At 66.5% G+C, this 18,062-nt stretch carries 19 protein-coding genes and 1 pseudogene; 6 read left to right on the top strand and 14 right to left on the bottom strand.

Annotated elements, in window-relative coordinates:
- The 3 genes and pseudogenes from QOD90_RS06700 to QOD90_RS06690 all read right to left on the bottom strand — a co-directional run.
- A pseudogene (locus QOD90_RS06700) lies at positions 1 to 432 on the bottom strand (hypothetical protein); the annotation flags it as partial.
- A 67-nt stretch (positions 433 to 499) separates the two neighbouring features.
- Positions 500 to 985 (bottom strand): dihydrofolate reductase, encoded by a 486-nt coding sequence (locus tag QOD90_RS06695; RefSeq protein ID WP_526347907.1) that lies wholly within the window; start codon positions 983 to 985, stop codon positions 500 to 502.
- Entirely contained in the window at positions 982 to 1,782 is an 801-nt protein-coding gene (locus QOD90_RS06690; RefSeq protein WP_526347905.1) for a thymidylate synthase, read from the bottom strand. Before QOD90_RS06690 ends, QOD90_RS06695 begins: the two co-directional genes overlap by 4 nt.
- 42 nt (positions 1,783 to 1,824) lie before the next feature.
- Between QOD90_RS06690 and QOD90_RS06685 the strand changes: the two genes are divergently transcribed.
- On the top strand, positions 1,825 to 2,562 hold the full coding sequence (locus tag QOD90_RS06685) for a dienelactone hydrolase family protein (RefSeq protein ID WP_526347903.1): 738 nt from the start codon (positions 1,825 to 1,827) through the stop codon (positions 2,560 to 2,562).
- A 53-nt stretch (positions 2,563 to 2,615) separates the two neighbouring features.
- Positions 2,616 to 3,533, top strand: coding sequence for an HpcH/HpaI aldolase/citrate lyase family protein (locus tag QOD90_RS06680; RefSeq protein ID WP_526347901.1), 918 nt, complete (start codon positions 2,616 to 2,618; stop codon positions 3,531 to 3,533).
- Here QOD90_RS06680 and QOD90_RS06675 read toward each other — a convergent pair.
- From QOD90_RS06675 to QOD90_RS06650, 6 genes are read right to left on the bottom strand one after another with little or no spacing between them, the layout of a single operon-like run.
- Positions 3,527 to 3,994 carry a hypothetical protein gene (locus QOD90_RS06675; protein ID WP_526347899.1) on the bottom strand — a complete coding sequence of 156 codons (468 nt, stop codon included), beginning with the start codon at positions 3,992 to 3,994 and terminating at the stop codon, positions 3,527 to 3,529. The two genes, QOD90_RS06680 and QOD90_RS06675, sit on opposite strands and share 7 nt — an antisense overlap.
- Before the next feature lie 60 nt (positions 3,995 to 4,054).
- Positions 4,055 to 5,056: a hypothetical protein gene (locus QOD90_RS06670; protein ID WP_526347897.1), complete on the bottom strand. Its 1,002-nt coding sequence runs from the start codon at positions 5,054 to 5,056 to the stop codon at positions 4,055 to 4,057.
- A gap of 48 nt (positions 5,057 to 5,104) precedes the next feature.
- On the bottom strand, positions 5,105 to 5,560 hold the full coding sequence (locus QOD90_RS06665; protein WP_526347895.1) for a flavodoxin family protein: 456 nt from the start codon (positions 5,558 to 5,560) through the stop codon (positions 5,105 to 5,107).
- Between the two features lie 13 nt (positions 5,561 to 5,573).
- A complete protein-coding gene (locus QOD90_RS06660) occupies positions 5,574 to 5,993 on the bottom strand; it encodes a hypothetical protein (RefSeq protein WP_526347909.1) in 420 nt (139 codons plus the stop codon).
- Between the two features lie 50 nt (positions 5,994 to 6,043).
- Positions 6,044 to 6,778 (bottom strand): 4-hydroxy-tetrahydrodipicolinate reductase, encoded by a 735-nt coding sequence (dapB, locus tag QOD90_RS06655; RefSeq protein ID WP_526347893.1) that lies wholly within the window; start codon positions 6,776 to 6,778, stop codon positions 6,044 to 6,046.
- 32 nt (positions 6,779 to 6,810) lie between these two features.
- Positions 6,811 to 8,286, bottom strand: coding sequence for a PucR family transcriptional regulator (locus tag QOD90_RS06650; RefSeq protein WP_526347891.1), 1,476 nt, complete (start codon positions 8,284 to 8,286; stop codon positions 6,811 to 6,813).
- A 126-nt stretch (positions 8,287 to 8,412) separates the two neighbouring features.
- Between QOD90_RS06650 and QOD90_RS06645 the strand changes: the two genes are divergently transcribed.
- Both QOD90_RS06645 and speB read left to right on the top strand, forming a co-directional pair.
- Complete coding sequence (locus tag QOD90_RS06645) at positions 8,413 to 9,834, top strand: purine-cytosine permease family protein (RefSeq protein ID WP_526347889.1); 1,422 nt, start codon at positions 8,413 to 8,415, stop codon at positions 9,832 to 9,834.
- A complete protein-coding gene (speB, locus tag QOD90_RS06640; protein ID WP_526347887.1) occupies positions 9,831 to 10,769 on the top strand; it encodes an agmatinase in 939 nt (312 codons plus the stop codon). Before QOD90_RS06645 ends, speB begins: the two co-directional genes overlap by 4 nt.
- Before the next feature lie 65 nt (positions 10,770 to 10,834).
- Here speB and QOD90_RS06635 read toward each other — a convergent pair whose 3' ends face one another.
- Entirely contained in the window at positions 10,835 to 11,716 is an 882-nt protein-coding gene (locus tag QOD90_RS06635; RefSeq protein ID WP_526347885.1) for a hypothetical protein, read from the bottom strand.
- Positions 11,717 to 11,723: 7 nt separating this feature from the next.
- The gene (gene aldR / locus QOD90_RS06630) at positions 11,724 to 12,239 is read right to left on the bottom strand and encodes an HTH-type transcriptional regulator AldR (protein ID WP_526347883.1); all 516 of its coding nucleotides are present in this window, start codon (positions 12,237 to 12,239) and stop codon (positions 11,724 to 11,726) included.
- A 91-nt stretch (positions 12,240 to 12,330) separates the two neighbouring features.
- Between aldR and ald the strand changes: the two genes are divergently transcribed.
- Positions 12,331 to 13,446 carry an alanine dehydrogenase gene (gene ald, locus QOD90_RS06625; RefSeq protein WP_526347881.1) on the top strand — a complete coding sequence of 372 codons (1,116 nt, stop codon included), beginning with the start codon at positions 12,331 to 12,333 and terminating at the stop codon, positions 13,444 to 13,446.
- A gap of 104 nt (positions 13,447 to 13,550) precedes the next feature.
- On the top strand, positions 13,551 to 14,117 hold the full coding sequence (locus tag QOD90_RS06620) for a GXWXG domain-containing protein (protein ID WP_526347879.1): 567 nt from the start codon (positions 13,551 to 13,553) through the stop codon (positions 14,115 to 14,117).
- Positions 14,118 to 14,127: 10 nt separating this feature from the next.
- On the opposite strand, the gene bla is transcribed toward QOD90_RS06620, so the two are convergent.
- The 3 genes from bla to QOD90_RS06605 all read right to left on the bottom strand — a co-directional run.
- Positions 14,128 to 15,033, bottom strand: coding sequence for a class A beta-lactamase (bla, locus tag QOD90_RS06615; RefSeq protein WP_526347877.1), 906 nt, complete (start codon positions 15,031 to 15,033; stop codon positions 14,128 to 14,130).
- Positions 15,033 to 16,334: a M16 family metallopeptidase gene (locus QOD90_RS06610; RefSeq protein ID WP_526347875.1), complete on the bottom strand. Its 1,302-nt coding sequence runs from the start codon at positions 16,332 to 16,334 to the stop codon at positions 15,033 to 15,035. Before QOD90_RS06610 ends, bla begins: the two co-directional genes overlap by 1 nt.
- Positions 16,312 to 18,062, bottom strand: a 1,751-nt coding sequence (locus QOD90_RS06605) for a polyribonucleotide nucleotidyltransferase (protein WP_526347873.1), incomplete at its 5' end; no start/stop codon positions are given. The genes QOD90_RS06610 and QOD90_RS06605, both read right to left, overlap by 23 nt.

Here is an 18,062-nt window from a genome sequence, read left to right as displayed (position 1 = left end):
CTCCTGCCAGTCGCCGAGCTCCTCGGTGACCACACCGGGATGGGTCAGCGAATACGGCTCGGATAGATACGTCCACATGGCGTACCCGGCGAAGTACGCCAGCTGCAATGTCGACCACGGGGTTTCTAGGGTGTGGCCGGCGAAGGACGCGCGCGGGTCGGCCAGGCTGTCGACGGTCTCGTCGGTGCCATCGCGTTTGGTCAGTACCAGGTCCGGGGTGAACTCCGAGTGCAAGCCGGGTTCCGGCAGCGGCCAGTGCCTGGTGCGCTCGTGCTGAACGGCGATCTCGACGGTCGAATCATCGAGGATGCCGCCCACCTGCTTGAGCGGCCACAGGACGCCGCCGACGAGTTGGTGGATCTTGATGGTGTCGATCTGCTTCCAGCGGTCGACTCCGCCGTAGGCCACAAGTACATCGTCGAGGAGGCTCATGCGAACCAATCTATATGACCGGTCGTCTTAGCGCTATCATCGAAGTTCAGGCCGGTGACAACAGACTTCAGGCGCGCTTGTAGCTGAGGAACCGGTACCGCAACCCCGACGCGCTGGTCAGCCAGTCGCCCTCGGTGCCGACCCACGCCTCGTCGAGCACCGGGGCGACGGCGTCGTCGTCCGCCCTGGACAGGGTGACGTCGACCTCCGTGACTTCGCAGCGGGTCGCCAAGGGCACGGCGAGTGCGTAGATCTGCCCCCCACCGATCACCCAGGTGTCGTCGTCATGGGTGAGCGCATCGTCAAGGTTGCGCGCCACCGTTGCTCCGTCGGCCATGAAGTCAGCTTGCCTGGTGACTACGACATTTCTGCGCCCCGGCAGCGGACGCACCTTCGCGGGCAGGGAGTCCCAGGTCAGGCGACCCATGACGACGGTATGGCCAACGGTGAGTTCCTTGAACCGCGCCTGGTCCTCGGGTAACCGCCACGGGATGCCGTTGGCCCGCCCGATGACACCCGACGTCGACTGGGCCCAGATGAGGCCAACACTCATACCGCGACGGGCGCCTTGATCCCCGGGTGCGGGTCGTAGTTGATGATCGCCACGTCCTCGTAGGTGTAGTCGAAGATCGAATCACGCGGTGCGAGAACGAGTTCCGGATACGGGCGCGGGTCGCGGCTCAGTTGCAACCGGACCTGCTCGACGTGGTTGTCGTAGATGTGGCAGTCACCGCCGGTCCAGACGAACTCGCCGACGTCGAGGCCGGCCTGAGCCGCCATCATGTGCGTCAAGATCGCGTAGCTGGCGATGTTGAAGGGCACCCCGAGGAACAGATCGGCGCTGCGCTGGTACAGCTGGCACGAGAGCTTCCCGTCCGCCACGTAGAACTGGAAGAACGCGTGACAGGGCGGCAGCGCCATCTGCGGAATCTCGCCGACGTTCCAGGCGGAGACGATGATGCGACGAGAATCGGGATCGCGCCTGAGCAGTTCGAGCGCGGCACTGATCTGGTCGACGTGCTCACCGGACGGCGTCGGCCACGAGCGCCACTGCACGCCATAGACGGGTCCGAGATCGCCTGCCTCACTGGCCCATTCATCCCAGATGGTGACACCGTGCTCCTGCAGCCAGCGGACGTTGGAGTCGCCGCGCAGGAACCACAGCAGCTCGTAGACGACCGACTTGAGGTGCACCTTCTTGGTGGTGATCAACGGGAACCCGGCGGCCAGGTCGTAACGCAACTGGTGGCCGAACAGGCTGCGGGTACCGGTGCCGGTGCGGTCGGATTTGGGCGTCCCGGTGTCAAGCACCAGACGCAACAGATCTTCGTACGGCGTCGCGATCGGCACGCGGTCAGTTTACGTCCAGTGGTGGAGAGTAGAACGGAGGCCATGCCGACGATCACAGACACCATCACCACGCCCGACGGAACGTGCCCGGTCACGCTTGCGACCCCAGCCGGCGATGGGCCGTGGCCAGGGGTCGTGATGTACCCGGACGCTGGAGGCAGGCGATCGGCGTTCGACGACATGGCCGAGAAGTTGGCAGGCTACGGCTACGCCGTGCTGGTGCCCGACGTGTACTACCGCGACGGCGATTGGGCGCCGTTCAGCATGGCGACCGTTTTCAGCGATCAGGACGAGCGCCAGCGTTTGTTCACGATGATCTCGAAGGTGACCCCGGACCTCATGGCTTCCGACGCATCGGCGTTCTTCGACTATCTGGCGGCCCGCCCAGAGGTCAGCGGCACCGCCTTCGGCACCACGGGTTACTGCATGGGCGGACGCACCTCATTGGTGGTCGCGGGCCGGGTGCCCGACCGGGTCGCCGCAGCGATGTCGTTCCATGGCGGCGGTCTCGCCTCCGACGACCCGAACAGCCCACACCTGCTGGCCGATCAGATCCGCGCCGCGGTGTACGTCGGCGGCGCCGAGAACGACGCGTCCTTCACCGCCGAGGCGGCCGAGACGCTGGACAAGGCACTGACCGCGGCCGGCGTCGAGCACACCATCGAGTGGTACGCCGCAGCACATGGTTTCGCCGTACCCGACAATGCGCCCTACGATCCCGACGCCGCCCAGCGGCACTGGAACGCGATGGAGAGCTTCTTCGGCGCCAAGCTGGGCTGACGCATTCCCGGGCCGTTTTGCCTCGTCGTGGCCCCGTAGGCGACGATTGACACGTGTACGACCAGACTGCAGATTTCGGCCATGAGTCCTCCGAACCCGGGACGCGCATCGACCCGGTGCTCGCGAGGAGTTGGCTCCTCGTCAACGGTGCGCAGCCGGACCGCTTCGCGCCCGCCGCCCACTCCCGTGCGGACATCGTCGTTCTTGACATCGAGGACGCCGTCGCACCCAAGGACAAGGCTGCCGCTCGCGACAACGTCGGCAAGTGGTTGACCGCAGGCAACAACGACTGGGTGCGTGTCAATGGTTTCGGCACCCGCTGGTGGGCCGACGATCTGGACATGCTGGCCACCACGTCGGTCGGCGGCGTCATGCTGGCGATGGTCGAGTCTGTCGACCACGTCATCGAAACCGCGAAGCGACTGCCAGACGTGCCCATCGTCGCGCTGGTCGAAACCGCCAGAGGTCTGGAGCGCATCACCCAGATCGCCGCGACGAAGGGCACCTTCCGACTGGCCTTCGGGATCGGCGACTTCCGCCGCGACACGGGTTTCGGAGACAACCCGGCGACCCTGGCCTACGCACGGTCGCGTTTCACGATTGCGGCCAAGGCCGCACACCTGCCCAGCGCCATCGACGGACCGACCATCGGATCGAGCGCGCTGAAGCTCATCGAAGCCAGCGCTGTCTCCGTCGAGTTCGGCATGACCGGCAAGATCTGCCTCAGTCCCGATCAGTGCCCTTCGGTGAACGAGGGGTTGTCACCGTCCCAAGACGAAATCAGTTGGGCCAACGAGTTCTTCGCGGAATTTCAGCGTGACGGTGGCGAGATCCGCAACGGCTCGGATCTACCGCGCATCGCCCGTGCCACCAAGATCCTGGACCTGGCGAAGGCGTACGGCATTCACTCATCGGAGACCGGCGACGATCCCGATCACGTCCCAGCGCCGTCGGACACCTATCACTACTGATCGCGGCGTTCGGCCCTCAGCCCACGTGCATAGGTCCGGAGGGCGCGCAGCACTCCGCGGGCGGCGTAGATTCCGGCTGCCACCGATACCAGGATCATCACGATGAGCATCACCCAGTAGTTGTGGCGGGTGTGGTCGGTGTACCACCAGATGATCGTGAACAGGATCGCGCAGATGAAGACCACGATGTCGCGCCAATTGCCTCGGTAGGACGCGGCGACCTCCAGCATTGACCGCTGCTTGTCAACCGCGGCGATCATGTCATCGATGCGCAAGTCGATGACGCGCTGCAGTTCGGCGCGACGCTCGACTTGCTCCGGCGGCAGCAACTCCAGCAGCTCAAGGTCCTGTTTGACCAGTGCGCGGACGTCGGGTCCGCGCAGGTTGCCCGCGAGAGCCCCCAGAAGTGCGCCGCCGGCGATCGGCGCACCAGCCATGGCGATGGCAGCGATACCAGACATCCTTCTCCTCCGTCAGCCCAAGAGCGTAGCGGCGAGCGCGTTGGCCGTAGCCGACTCGCGCTACTTCGCCCAATCGGCGACGGCCGGCCAGGTCGCCTGGTCGTCCGGATCCGATGCCCACGTGACGTTGGCGAGGATGCCCGCCACCGTCTGCTCGTCGAGTCCGCCGACTTCGAACGTGACGAGCACGCCGGGTCGAACCTGCACCGAAACTCGGTCGATGGTTTCGTTGTGGAGGCCGTCGAGTCCGCCGACCTTCACCGGCACCGTGGTCTGTTCGACGCCGCCGGTGGGCGCGCGGTAGTCATCGGCCGCGATGTGCACGCTCATGGTCTCTCCGGCGAACATGCAGTCGCGCGTCGCCATGGTGTCGGTCATTCCGCAGGGCGCGAATTCGATCCGCGTGCCGTAGTCGATCTTCGCGGGCATGTCGGTGTGAGGATCGATGTCGATCTCCGCCAACGGCATGTCGTCTGGCAGGTTCGCCATAGACAGCGGCAGCCGGACCGGGGTGCGCTCGGCGGGTCGAAGTGCGTGGGCCAATTCGAGCAGCTGATCGAGTCCGCGGGTTGCGCTGGTCAGGCCGCTCGCCGTCGCCCATGCGCCCTCGGCGTACTGCCAGGTGAGCGTCGCGTCCTCCGATTCGTCGGCGGGACGGAAGTAGCCGTCGTCGGTCCCGTTGACGCTGACCGGTTGGCCGGTCCGCGCGGCCGTCGGGTCGAACGCATTGGGGGCGTAGGCATTCAGGACGGCGGTCCACGGCGCGCAACCGTTGCACCCACGCATGTACTCGGTGTCATCCGCCGGCCGGAAGTCGAACTGCTGGAAGTCCGCCGTCATCATCCGATTGACTTCCTCCCACCCCGGCGGCTGGTCGGCCAGCACGCCCATCCACCTCGCGTCGATCAAGCTCTTGACGGTGGCGTGCGACGGGACGGGAGTGGCCGGAGTGGATGCCGGGGACGGCGGCGGGGGTGGCGCAGTGCATCCCGCGGTGAGCATGACGGCAGCACCGAGGATCGCGATGGCCGTCGCCGCCCGGCGGCGAGTGGGAAAGTCCATGACGGCAAGCTAATTGGCACCTCTCAACGAATCCTCAAATCCGGAGAGTCAGCCCATCAGCTGAGCGGCGACCGTCGCGCCGAGATTCCAGCATGCCTCGACGTCGGCCTTGGTCGGCTTCCCCGCGACCACGACCGTCGCCGCCGCCTTGACCCAGCCCAGCCCGGCGGTGATGCCATCGATGGCGCGCTCGGCTCCTTCGGTGCCCTCGTTGCCGTGGAGGTAGACACCGAACGGTCGGCCGCGGGTCGAGTCGAGCAGCTGGTAGTACGACTGGTCGAAGGCGTGCTTGAGGGCACCACTGAGGTAGCCGAGATTGGCCGGGGTCCCCAATAGATAGCCGTCGGCCTCCAGCATCTCGACCGGCGACACTGTCAGCGCAGGTCGGCGCACGACGTCCACGCCCGCGATCTCGGGATCGGTGGCGCCGGCCACGACGGCTTCGAACATCTCCTGGCAGTGCGGCGATGGCGTGTGGTGCACGATCAGCAGGGTCTTGGTCATCTTGGCATCTTGGTCATCGCGCCTGCTCCTGCATCTGGACGGCCTTCTTCATCGTCTCCCTCGCGCGGCCGCGATCACCCGCATAGTCGTACGCGCGTGCCAATCGATACCAGCGCAGCCAGTCGTCGGGATCGGCCTCGACCTCGGCGCGGACCGAGTCGAAGAGTTCGTCGGCGGCCTCACGTTCGATGCGTCCCGACGGTCTGCGCGGCAGGTCGGCGACGTCGAGCTCCATGTCCTGCTCGCGCGCCAGCCGTGCCAACCGTTGATGGGCGAAGCCAGCTCTGAGCGTCGCGACCATCGCCCACAGACCGATCACCGGCAGCAGGAAGATCGCGATGCCCAGTCCGATCGCCGCCGGGCTTCCCGACGAGATGAGGACGACGGCTGCGCGACCGAGCAGGACGAAGTACACCACCATCGCGACGCACATGAAGCCGATCAGCAGCTGGATGCGTAGCGCCCGCGAGCCGTCGCTCTGGTTCACAATCCCATGAGGGGTTCGATGCCGATCGTCAACCCTGGATGCCGTGCGACGTTGCGGACCCCGAGAAGAACGCCAGGCACGAAGGACGTGCGGTCCAGGCTGTCGTGCCGAATGGTCAGCGTCTCCCCCTGGGTGCCGAACAGGACCTCCTGATGCGCGACGAGACCGGCCAACCGGATCGAGTGGACGGGGATGCCATCGACGTCGGCGCCGCGCGCCCCTTCGATACCGGTGCTGGTGGCATCGGGGTTGGGCGGCATGCCCTTTCGCGCCTCGGCGATCAGCCGGGCGGTACGTGCGGCAGTGCCCGACGGTGCATCGGCCTTGTACGGGTGGTGCAGCTCGATGACCTCGGCGGACTCGAAGAAGCGGGCGGCTTGCTTCGCGAACACCATCGACAGGACGGCGCCGATCGCGAAGTTCGGTGCGATCAACACCGCGACGTCGGGTTTGGCGGACAGCCACGACCTGACCTGAGCAATGCGCTCGTCGGTGAATCCAGTAGTGCCCACCACGGCGTTGATGCCCGCTCCGATGAGGAACTCGAGGTTGCCCATCACGACGTCGGGGTGGGTGAAGTCGACGACCACCTCGGTGTGACTGTCGGTGAAGGCCGTCAGCGGATCGCCCGCATCGACCTCCGCGGAGAGGCTCAGATCGTCGGCAGCGTTGACGGCGTCGACGATCGTCGCCCCGACCTTGCCCTTTGCGCCAAGAACTCCAACTCTCATGGTTCGCAGCCTACGTGGCCGCGAACAGGTGGTTACTGGGGCAGGGCCGCTCTGGCCTTGAGCGCCAACCACAACTCCATCCGGTCGTCCCCGTCGTCGAGACGTCGCCCGGTCAGCGCGGCGATTCTGTCGATGCGGTTCCGAACGGTGTTGCGGTGCAGGGAAAGTCGGTGGGCGGCCGGGTCCCAGGCACCATTGGCACGAAGCCACTGATCCAATGTGCGCAGCAGTTCCAGTCGATCGCGGGGATCCAGATGGTCCAACGGGGCGAGCACCGCGTCGGCGAAACCGCGCACCACCTCCGGCGTGCCCAACGACAGCAGCAGTGAGACCGTCTCCCCCTCGCTCGCGGTGACGATGCGACCGAGGTGCTCACTGATCGGAAGCAGCGAACGAGCCTGCATCGCCGAGACCGCCAGCGTCTCGGGCGACGTCGGGGCGCCGACGCCGACCGGCAGGCCCGCCGCGAGCGTTGCGAGAATGTCCGTCAAGGCGGTCAGATTCCAGTGGGCGATCTCCACCGCCGCACCGTGCACCCGCACCAGCGCCCCGTCCAGACCGAGGTGCACGCGGAACGCCAGCGAGTCCGCGTCGTCCGAGGCGACCACCGCAACCTGGTAGTGCTCACCCGTCAGCCCCACACTTTCGGCAAGGTGTTGTGCGCGTTCGGGTTTGATGCCGGGCCGCAGCAATTGTGCGAATACCTGGCCACGCCGTCGCCGTTCGGGTTGGTCGGACAGATTGCGCCGCTCGATGTCCAAGGCGATCAGGGCCACCAGTACGGTCGACGAACTGCGAGACGTCACGGTCATGTCGGCACCGAGCACCACGTAGGCCAGCGGCATCTCGGCTCCGACGGTGTGCACCTCGAAGTCACCGACCATCGACCAGCCGTCACCTGCCGCCCTTGGGTGGAACGGGATCCGACACGCCCGCTCGATGACCTCGGGATCGGCGCCCGCCGTCGCCGCCATCAAGCGTCCACCGCTGTCGCAGACCACGCAGGGCGTTTCGCTGGCTTCCGACCACGCCGTCAGAAGGGCCTGCAGCGGCGCCGCGCTGGTCGCGACCCCCGTGAGGCGCCGGTTGAGCTCCATCGCGGTCTGCAGATCTCGGCGTTCCTGCCCCGCAATGGTCTCGAAGACCCATTTGGTGACGGCGATGAAGGGTGTCTCGTCGGGCACCATCAGCAGCGGGACACCGACGTCCTCCGCTGCCTCCCGAAGGGCGGCGGGACAGTCCTGGTACGGCAATCCGTGCCCGAGGCCGAGTGCGACGCCCGCGACGCCGGCAGCAGCGCATTCGGAGAGGTAGGCCAGGCACGCGGGTCGGGTCATCGGCAGCAACAGGCCAACCGTCATGAGCAGTTCGCCGCCACGCAGCCAGTCACTCGGCGACGTCAGTTCGGATACGTGCGCCGAGGTGACCTCTCGGCCGAGCCCGTCGGCACCGGCAACGAGCTGCAGGTTCAACGTCTCGTCGGCGACGACGTCGCCGACGGTGATCACTGCCCACCTGCACGGATGTACATTTCGCCCAATCTTAATGGACGAATTGAACAAATCGGCCATGGACGCCGATGGCGCTTCGGCGCATGGTGACACGCAACACATTCGCATGCCGTAGGAGCCCCCATGTCATCCACTGCACCCGTCGCAACCGAAGGTCGCGGCGGCTCGATGATCGAGACCCGCTCCATCGACTACGTCCCCGACGACGAGCGCCACGGGAAGGTGTCACATCAAGGTCCGTTCTGGTTCGTCGGCAACTTCCAGCCCTTCACGCTCGCACTGGGCTTCGTCGGCCCCAGCCTCGGCCTGTCGCTGTGGTGGACGATCGTCGCGGGTATCGCAGGCATCGCGTTCGGCACGCTCTTCATGGCGTTTCACGCCACCCAGGGCCCCGTCCTCGGGCTCCCCCAGATGATTCAGTCCAGGGCTCAGTTCGGTTACCGCGGCGTGCTGTTGCCGCTGATCGGTACGTTGTTCACCTTCGTCGGCTTCAACGTCGTGGACGTCGTCATCATCAAATCCGGACTCCAGTCGATCTTCGGATGGAATCCCGTCGTGGTGGCGATCGTCATCACCGTCATCGCAGCCCTCGTCGCAATCTTCGGACACGACCTGTTGCACAAGACGTTTCGCGTGCTGTTCTGGATCTCCCTGCCGCTGTGGGTCGTCCTGACCTGTGGAGTGCTGTTCGGCGGCGCGACGGGAACAACCTCCGCGACAGGCGGTTTCACGTTCGTCGCATTCCTGGTGCAGTTCAGCGTGGCGGCGTCCTACAACATCACCTACGCGCCGTACGTCTCCGACTACAGCCGCTACCTGCCGCGCAACACCAAGCCGTCCGCCATCATCGCGTCGGTGTTCCTCGGCGCCTCGGCGTCGCCCGCCTGGTTGATTCCGCTCGGCGCGTGGATGGCCACCTACCTCGGTGCGAGCGACGCCCTGGCAGGCATCAACCAGACCGGCAACGACACCTTCTCCTACCTCGGCAGCGTGCTGGCGGTCGTGTCGACGCTGGTGCTGGTCGCCACGATGGGCCTGAACGCCTATAGCGGAATGCTCACCGTCGTCACCGGACTGGACTCGCTGAAGTCGGTCAACCCGACCCGCAACCTTCGGGTGGTGACCATCGTGGTGCTCGCGGTGGCCTGGCTGGTGATGAGCCTTCTGCTCTCGAACGCGACCACGGCGCTCAACACCACGCTGCTGATCATGCTGTACCTGCTCGCCCCGTGGACCGCCGTCAACCTGACCGACTACTTCTTCGTCCGCCGCGGTCACTACGCGATCGCAGACCTGTTCACCCCCAACGGGATCTATGGCGCCTGGTCGTGGCGCGGACTGGTCGCCTTCTCGGCGGGGGTCCTTGCCGAGATACCGTTCGTCGACCTGCCGTTCTTCGTCGGGCCCGCCGCCGAGGCGCTTGGCGAGGTCGACATTGCCTTCATCGTCGGCCTGCTGGTGTCCGGTGTGGTCTACCTCGCGGTCACCAGAACGTTGGACGTCTCCGGCGAACTCGCGTCCATCGACTCCAAGGAGATCTCGTGACCATCATTGGGCCACCGGACGCCAGCCGCGTACCCAGGTACACGGACCCGGCGACGTTCGCCCGCCTGCCCCGCATCGACCAGGTCACCGACGCCGACGTCTGCATCGTCGGCATTCCCTTCGACAGCGGGGTGTCCTACCGGCCGGGCGCCCGCTTCGGCCCGGGTCACGTTCGCGCCGCCTCAAAGCTGTTGCGGCCGTACAACCCTGCCCTGGACGTGTCACCGTTCGACAGCCAGCAGGTCGCCGATTGCGGTGACATCGCGGTCAACCCCTTCGACATCGAGGACGCGATCGCAACGATCGACGCGTCGATGACCGACCTCCGCAGGCACGGCTCCACGGTCCTGACAATCGGCGGCGATCACACCATCGCGCTGCCCATCCTGCGGTCGCTCGCCCGCGATCACGGCCCCATCGCCGTGCTGCACTTCGACGCTCACCTCGACACCTGGGATACCTACTTCGGCGCGCCGTACACGCACGGCACGCCGTTCCGTAGGGCCAGCGAGGAGGGCCTCATCGACATGGAGCGCTCGCAGCACATCGGCATTCGCGGGCCGTTGTACGGCAAGCAGGATCTGGAGGACGACGCCGTGCTGGGCTTTCAGGTGATCCGTTCCGACGACTACGAGTTCGACGGCGTGAAGAGCATCGTCGACCGGATGCGGGCTCGCCTCGACGGCGGACCGGTGTACGTCTCGGTCGACATCGACGTGCTCGATCCGGCGCATGCTCCTGGTACCGGGACGCCAGAGGCAGGCGGCATGACGTCACGGGAGTTGCTGAACACGCTGCGGGGACTCGTCGGGCTCAACGTGGTCGGTGCGGACATCGTCGAGGTATCGCCCGCCTACGACCACGCCGAGATCACTGGCATCGCCGCGGCGCACGTGGGCTACGAACTGCTGTCGGTCTTGGCGGCCAATCGCTGAGATACCACGCCCCACATCGAGATAGCGCTGGCAGTCGAATTCTGCGGGAGGTTCGACTGCCAGCGCTATCTCAACGGCTTGGCGGACGGGTCGAGCCGTGCACGTTCAGTCTCGGCGACGTCGAGGTCGGACTTCGCGGAGGCCAATCGCTCGGCGGCATCCCGGGCGGTCCGCTCGGCCGCTTCGACCTGGTCGTCGGCCGCGTTCAACGCTTGCTCGGCGGCGGCCACCGACTCGAGGAGTTTCTCGTATCGGCGGCGGGCAGTCGCCAGTTCGGCGGTTCGTTCGGCGAGCGACTCGGCGGCGGCCGATGACGCGTCCTTCGCCGTCGCCGCCTCGGCCCGTGCGGAGGCAACACGGTCCTCGGCGGCAGCCAGGTCGGCCCCGGGCTGTTCCGCCTGCGCGTTGGGTTTCGACTTGGGTTTGGACTCGGATTTCAACGTGGGCTTCGACTTGGACACGGGCCCCACCGCCGTGGCCGTACCGAATTCACCGAAGCCCGACCATCTTTCGGCCTTCTCCAGCCGACCAAGCCGGGCCGCGACGTCGGGATCGGCGATGGCCGCCTGCAGCGTGCCCACGACGTCGTCACGCAGCGCGGCCGACGGCTGCGTCACCGCGGCGGCCTTGAATGCCGCCCGCACCAACTCGTCGATCAGTTTGCGTTGCACCGCTGACAACTCGCGGATCTTGGCGCCGTCCATGGCCGCGTGGGCCGCGCGGAGGCGCTCGCTGAGCTCGGCGAGTCTGCCCGTGGCGGTGCCCTCGGCGCGGACGAGGGCGTTCACCGTCCAGGCTGCCGTAGTCGGCCTGCGCGCCGCGCCGATGACTTTGGCGGCGTCGACATCCCCGCGCTTCTTGGCCGCTGCCGCCAATTCCTTGCGTCGCGCCAGGAAGTCCTCGGGTGCGACGCCGTACAGGTCGTGTATGTCGTCCTCAATGGTCACAGTGCCCTCATAGCGGAGACGCCCCTCGCAAGTGCTCGAAGATCAGCGACGTCTGAGTTCCCGCCACGTCGGCGTCGGCGTTGAGATTTTCCACCACGAACGAGCGGAGGTCATCGGTGTTTCGCGCTGCGACGTGGAGGATGAAGTCGTCGGCGCCGGCGAGGAAGTAGACGTCCATCACCTGGGGGCGCGTGCGGATGTGCTCGATGAAGGTGCCGATCTTGCCGCGCGCATTCGCCTGCAGGCTGACCGAGATCATTGCCTGGAGCGACAGACCAATGGAGGCTGGGTCGATGTCGGCGTAGAAGCCCCGGATGACGCCGATGTCCTGGAGCCGTCGCACTCGCCCGTGACACGTGGACGGTGCGATCCCGACCAGGTCCGCGAGTGCACTGTTGGACATTCGGGCATCACCGTGAAGCGCGGTCAGAATTCGCCTGTCGGTGTCATCGAGGTCGGCGGGGCGAACATTCTTCGGCGCCGCCAGGCTTGGCGCGACCAATTTCGAAGATCGTTCTGACATTCACCAACTCTAGCGAATCTCCCTCGATGCTGTTGAGATTCTTCCGAATGTTCTTCACAATTTAGGCACCAATACGAACTGAGGAGCGGTCATGCGCGTCGGAATCCCGACCGAGATCAAGAACAACGAGTACCGGGTGGCCATCACCCCGGCGGGTGTTGCCGAGTTGACCCGTCGTGGTCACGAGGTGCTCATCCAGGCCGGCGCCGGCGAAGGCTCGGCGATCTCGGACCGCGACTTCAAGGCCGCGGGTGCTCAGCTAGTCGACACCGCGGACGAGGTGTGGGCTGAGGCCGACCTGCTACTCAAGGTCAAGGAGCCCGTCGAGGCCGAATACGGCCGGATGCGCAAGGGCCAGACGCTCTTCACCTACCTGCACCTGGCCGCGTCGAAGCCGTGCACCGACGCGCTGATGGCGTCGGGCACCACCTCCATTGCCTACGAGACAGTGCAGACCACCGATGGCGCACTACCGCTGCTCGCCCCGATGAGCGAGGTCGCAGGCCGGCTCGCCGCCCAGGTCGGCGCGTACCACCTGATGCGCAGCCACGGCGGTCGCGGTGTCCTGATGGGCGGCGTCCCCGGCGTCGCACCTGCCAACGTCGTGGTCATTGGTGGCGGAATGGCAGGCGACAACGCCGCCGCCGTTGCGAAGGGCATGGGCGCTCGCGTCACCGTCTTCGACCTGAACGTCAACACGCTTCGCAAGATCGACGCCGAGTACGGCGGCGGCATCGAAACCCGCTACTCGTCGACACTGGAACTCGAGGACGCCGTCAAGCAAGCCGACCTGGTGATCGGTGCAGTGCTGGTTCCCGGCGCCAAGGCCCCCAAGCTCGTCACCAATTCGATGGTGGCGCACATGAAGTCGGGCGCGGTCCTGGTGGACATCGCCATCGACCAGGGTGGCTGCTTCGAGGACTCGAAGCCAACGACGCACGACGACCCGACGTTCACCGTCCACGACACGGTCTTCTACTGCGTCGCGAACATGCCGGGCGCGGTTCCGCGCACGTCGACCTTCGCCTTGACCAACGCGACGATGCCGTACGTGCTCAAGCTCGCCGACAAGGGCTGGCGGGCCGCGTGCGCCGCCGATGCTGCACTCGCCAAGGGGCTTTCGACCCACGAGGGCGCCCTGGTCTCCGAGCAGGTCGCTGCAGACCTCGGCCTGCCCTTCACTGATCCAGCCGAACTGCTGGCCTGAGACTTTCCTCCCCTCGCCCGGTTGGCGCCCTTCGCGGCGCCGGCCGGGCGATGTCATTTCGCTGCCGATGACAGTTCTTGACACCCGTCAAGTACGCTTGCCGCATGCTGCTGACCGACGTCCTGCCAGATGCACCGACGACCGCAGCCGCGGCGCTGGCCATGTTCGACGCCGCCCCCGCCGTCGAACCGGACTTCATGACCGGAACCTGGCACGGCGCCGAGCTGCCGACGGCCCATCCGCTGGATGGCTTGCTGGCCGCCAGCGGCTGGTGGGGCAAGCGGTTCGTCGATGCCGAGACGGTGCATCCGCTGCTGTTCCCGACCGCCGACGGTGGGGCGCTGTGGGCGCTGAACCCGGTCCTGGCGTTCGGCGGGCTCGGGGTGGCCACTCGTCTGCCCTGGCTCAAGAACCGAAACTTCGCCAGCGCCATCGCGAAGCTCAAGCCGGTGCTTGGCACCAGCTCGCCCAAGGCCCGCCTCCGTACGACGCGCTACCGCGGCGTCGACTCCGCGACCATGGTTTACGACCAGCTGCCCATCAACGACGTGTTCCGGCTGCTCGACGCCGCCGCCGGATCCGAAACGGTGCTCGGTGCGATGGATCTTCGGGGGTCGGCCAGGCCCTACTTCTTCGTCCTCCGACGCGACGACTCACTGCGCGTCGAATGAATTCGGCCGGTCAGCCGGCAGACAGGTACGGAAGCACCAGTTTCGTCACGTCACCGATGAGCGGTCGGAGCGCGTCGGCCTTCGGATCGTCGGTCTGTGATCTCGTCATGATCGACAGCACGGCACGGCGACCGTCGGGGCCGTAGACGATGCCGACGTCGTTGGTGCTGCCGTAGTCGCCGCTGCCGGTCTTGTCGGCACTGGTCCACCGCGGCGGCAAGCCGGCGCGCAGGCTCGAGGTCTGGTTACCGCGCATCCACCGTTCGAGTTGGTCGCGTTGCGCGGGTGCCAAGACGTCGCCGGTCAGAAGTCGCTCGTAGCCGGCGCCGAGCGCGCGGGGCGTGCTGGTGTCTCGCGGGTCACCGGGTATCGCCGAGTTGAGGTCCGTCTCCCACCGATCGAGTCGGGTTCGGTCGTCACCGAGCGCGCGCGCAAAGTCAGTCACCGAGGACGGCCCACCGATAAGTCTGAGCAGCCAGTTGCCCGCCGTGTTGTCGCTGTGCTGCAGCGCCGCCTCGCACAGTTCGGCGATCGTCATGGCCTGGCCCACCCTTGGCTGCGTAATCGGCGAGTTGGCAACGACGTCAACGGCTTCGATCGTCACCGCGTCGTTCAACGCGAGCTCACCGAGTTGAGCCTTCTGCAGCACCCGACCCGCGCCATACGCCTTGAACGTCGAACACATGGCAAACGGATCGTCGGCGCGGTTGGCAACGGAACGGCGAGTGTCGAGGTCGATGGCCGAGACGCCGATGAAGGCGCGATACCGACGCTCGAGCGCCGCGATCTCGTCTGCGAGCATGGGCAGCGGCTCGGAGGGGTCGGCGACGGCCCGCTTGTCCGAGCACGCCGCCAACGCAGCCAGTGCTCCCGCACCGAGCAGAAGTCCGCGTCGCGAGATGCACGTCGGATCCATCAGCCTGCGATACCCCGAAGTGCTTGCGGCAGTGACTTCTTCGACCGGTGTGGCCCGAGGACAGCGGCGCCGTAGGGTCGATTCAATAGCTGCTTCGCCACGGCATTCACCTCGTCGAGGGTCACGGCGTCGATCAGCGCCAGCGTCTCGTCGATGGTGCGGTGCTCACCGAAGTTGAGCTCACTGCGGCCGATGCGGTGCATCCGGGAACCGGAGTCCTCCAGGCCCAGCACCAAACCACCTCGCAACGACCCCTTGGCGATTCGGCATTCGGCCTCCGTGATTCCGTCGCGGGCCACCTCGGCCAGCACGTCGGCAGCTACCTGCGTGACCTCTTCGAACCGCTCCGGCAGACAGGCCGCGTACACCGACACTGCGCCCGAATCGGAGAACGTGTCGACACTGGAGTACACGGAGTACGCCAGCCCGCGAGTCTCCCGAATCTGTTGAAACAGACGCGAACTCAGCCCACCGCCGAGCGCACTGTTGAGCACCGACAGCGCCCAGCGGTGATTCCAGTGCCGTCCGGGTGTCCGCACGCCGAGGAACATGTGCGTCTGCTCGCCGTCTCGGTGGACGAGCTGAAGACTTGGCTGGCCGGGCACCCGACCGGTGCCCTTGCGGGGCGCGACGGGTCGGTTGCCCTTCACCAGTCGCGGCCCGAAGTGTTCCTTCACCAGCGCGACGACCTGATCGTGATCGACGTTGCCCGCCACGGCGACGACCATGCGTTCTGGCGTGTACCGACGCACGTGGAACGAATGCAGTTGCGCCCGAGTCATCGTCGAGATCGACTCGACACTGCCGATCACCGGGCGGCCCACCGGATGGTCGCCGAACATCGCCGCGAGGAAGACGTCTCCGAGGGTGTCCTCGGGGTCGTCGTCGCGCATGGCGATCTCCTCGAGCACGACGTCGCGCTCGATCTCGACGTCGTCGCTGGCGCACCTGCCCCGCAGCACGACGTCGGCCACCAGGTCGACGGCCAACTCCAGATCGGTGTCCAGCACGTGGGCGTAATAACAGGTGTGCTCGCGGGCGGTGAATGCGTTCAGTTCACCGCCCACGGCGTCGACCGCCTGGGCGATCTCGACTGCGGACCGAGTCGGAGTCGACTTGAACAGCAGATGCTCGAGGAAGTGGGCGGCGCCGGCCACGCTATGACCTTCGTCGCGTGACCCGACGCCTACCCACACTCCCACCGATGCCGAACGCACCGACGGAACGAATTCCGTGACGACGCGAAGCCCGCCGGGTAGCGCGCTGCGTCGAACGAACCTAGCTGCTGGCTGTCGCGGCATCGGCGGGTGCAGCACCCGAGTCCGTCGAGACGTCGGGAGCGTCGGCCGATTCGGCGTCCGCCTCTTCGGCCACCAGCACCAGCGAGATCTTGCCGCGGTTGTCGATGTCGGCGATCTCGACGCGCAGCTTGTCGCCGACCTTCACCACGTCCTCGACCTTGGCGATGCGCTTGCCGCGGCCCAGCTTGCTGATGTGCACCAAGCCGTCACGACCGGGCAGCAACGACACGAAGGCACCGAAATCGGTGGTCTTGACCACGGTTCCGAGGAACCGCTCACCGATCTTGGGCAGCTGCGGGTTGGCGATGGCGTTGATCAGATCGATCGCGGCCTGCGCCGACTCGCCGTTGGAGGCGCCGACGAACACAGTGCCGTCGTCCTCGATGGAGATCGAGGCACCGGTCTGCTCGGTGATCGAGTTGATCATCTTGCCCTTGGGCCCGATGACCTCGCCGATCTTGTCGATCGGCACCTTGATCGTGGTGATGCGCGGTGCGTAGAGACTCATCTCGTCGGGCTCGTCGATGGCCTCGGCCATCACCTCGAGAATGGTGATGCGCGCGTCCTTGGCCTGCGCCAAAGCCCCCGCCAGCACCTGCGACGGAATGCCGTCGAGCTTGGTGTCGAGCTGCAGCGCGGTGACGAAGTCCTTGGTGCCTGCGCACTTGAAGTCCATGTCGCCGAACGCGTCCTCGGCTCCGAGGATGTCGGTCAGGGTGACGAAGCGACGCTCCGTACCGCCGCCCTCCACCTCGACGTCGTCGGACACCAGGCCCATGGCGATACCGGCAACCGGAGCCTTCAGCGGCACCCCGGCATTCAGCAGCGACAGGGTCGACGCACACACCGAGCCCATCGACGTCGAGCCATTGGAGCTCAGCGCCTCGGACACCTGGCGGATCGCGTACGGGAACTCTTCGATGCTCGGCAGCACCGGCATCAGCGCCCGCTCGGCGAGCGCGCCGTGGCCGATCTCGCGACGCTTGGGCGATCCCACGCGGCCCGTCTCACCGGTCGAGTACGGCGGGAAGTTGTAGTGGTGCATGTAGCGCTTGGACGTTTCCGGTCCCAGCGAGTCGATCTGCTGGGCCATCTTCACCATGTCGAGGGTGGTGACGCCCATGATCTGGGTCTCGCCACGCTCGAACAGCGCGCTGCCGTGCGCCCGCGGGATCACGGCGACCTCGGCCGACAACGCGCGGATGTCCGTGATGCCACGGCCGTCGATGCGGAAGTGGTCGGTCAGGATGCGCTGGCGGACCAGCTTCTTGGTCAGCGAGCGATACGCCGCGCCGATCTCCTTCTCGCGACCGGCGTACGTCTCGCCGAGGCGCGCGAGCACCTCGACCTTGATCTCGTTGGTGCGGTCGTCGCGCTCTTCCTTGCCCGCAATGGTGAGCGCCTTGGAGAGCTCGTCGGTGGCCACCGAGGACACCGCGTAGAAGACGTCGTCCTGGTAGTCCGGGAAGACCGGGTAGTCGGCGACCGGCTTGGCAGCGCTGTCGGCCAGCTCCTGCTGCGCGTCGCACAGTGCGGCGATGAACGGCTTGGCGGCCTCGAGGCCCTCGGCGACGACGGACTCGGTGGGCGCGCCGGCGCCGCCCGCGATGAGCTCGATGACGCGGTCGGTGGCCTCGGCCTCGACCATCATGATCGCCACGTCGGCCGATTCACCGGTGCCGGTCTTGCGGCCTGCGACGACCATGTCGAACACAGCGGTCTCGAGCT

Origin of the sequence: Mycobacterium sp. (assembly GCF_032161845.1) — a bacterium.
Lineage (GTDB): Bacteria > Actinomycetota > Actinomycetes > Mycobacteriales > Mycobacteriaceae > Mycobacterium.
The sequence above is the reverse complement of the archived record's forward strand: the minus strand, read 5'-3'. Positions and strand labels throughout refer to the sequence as shown.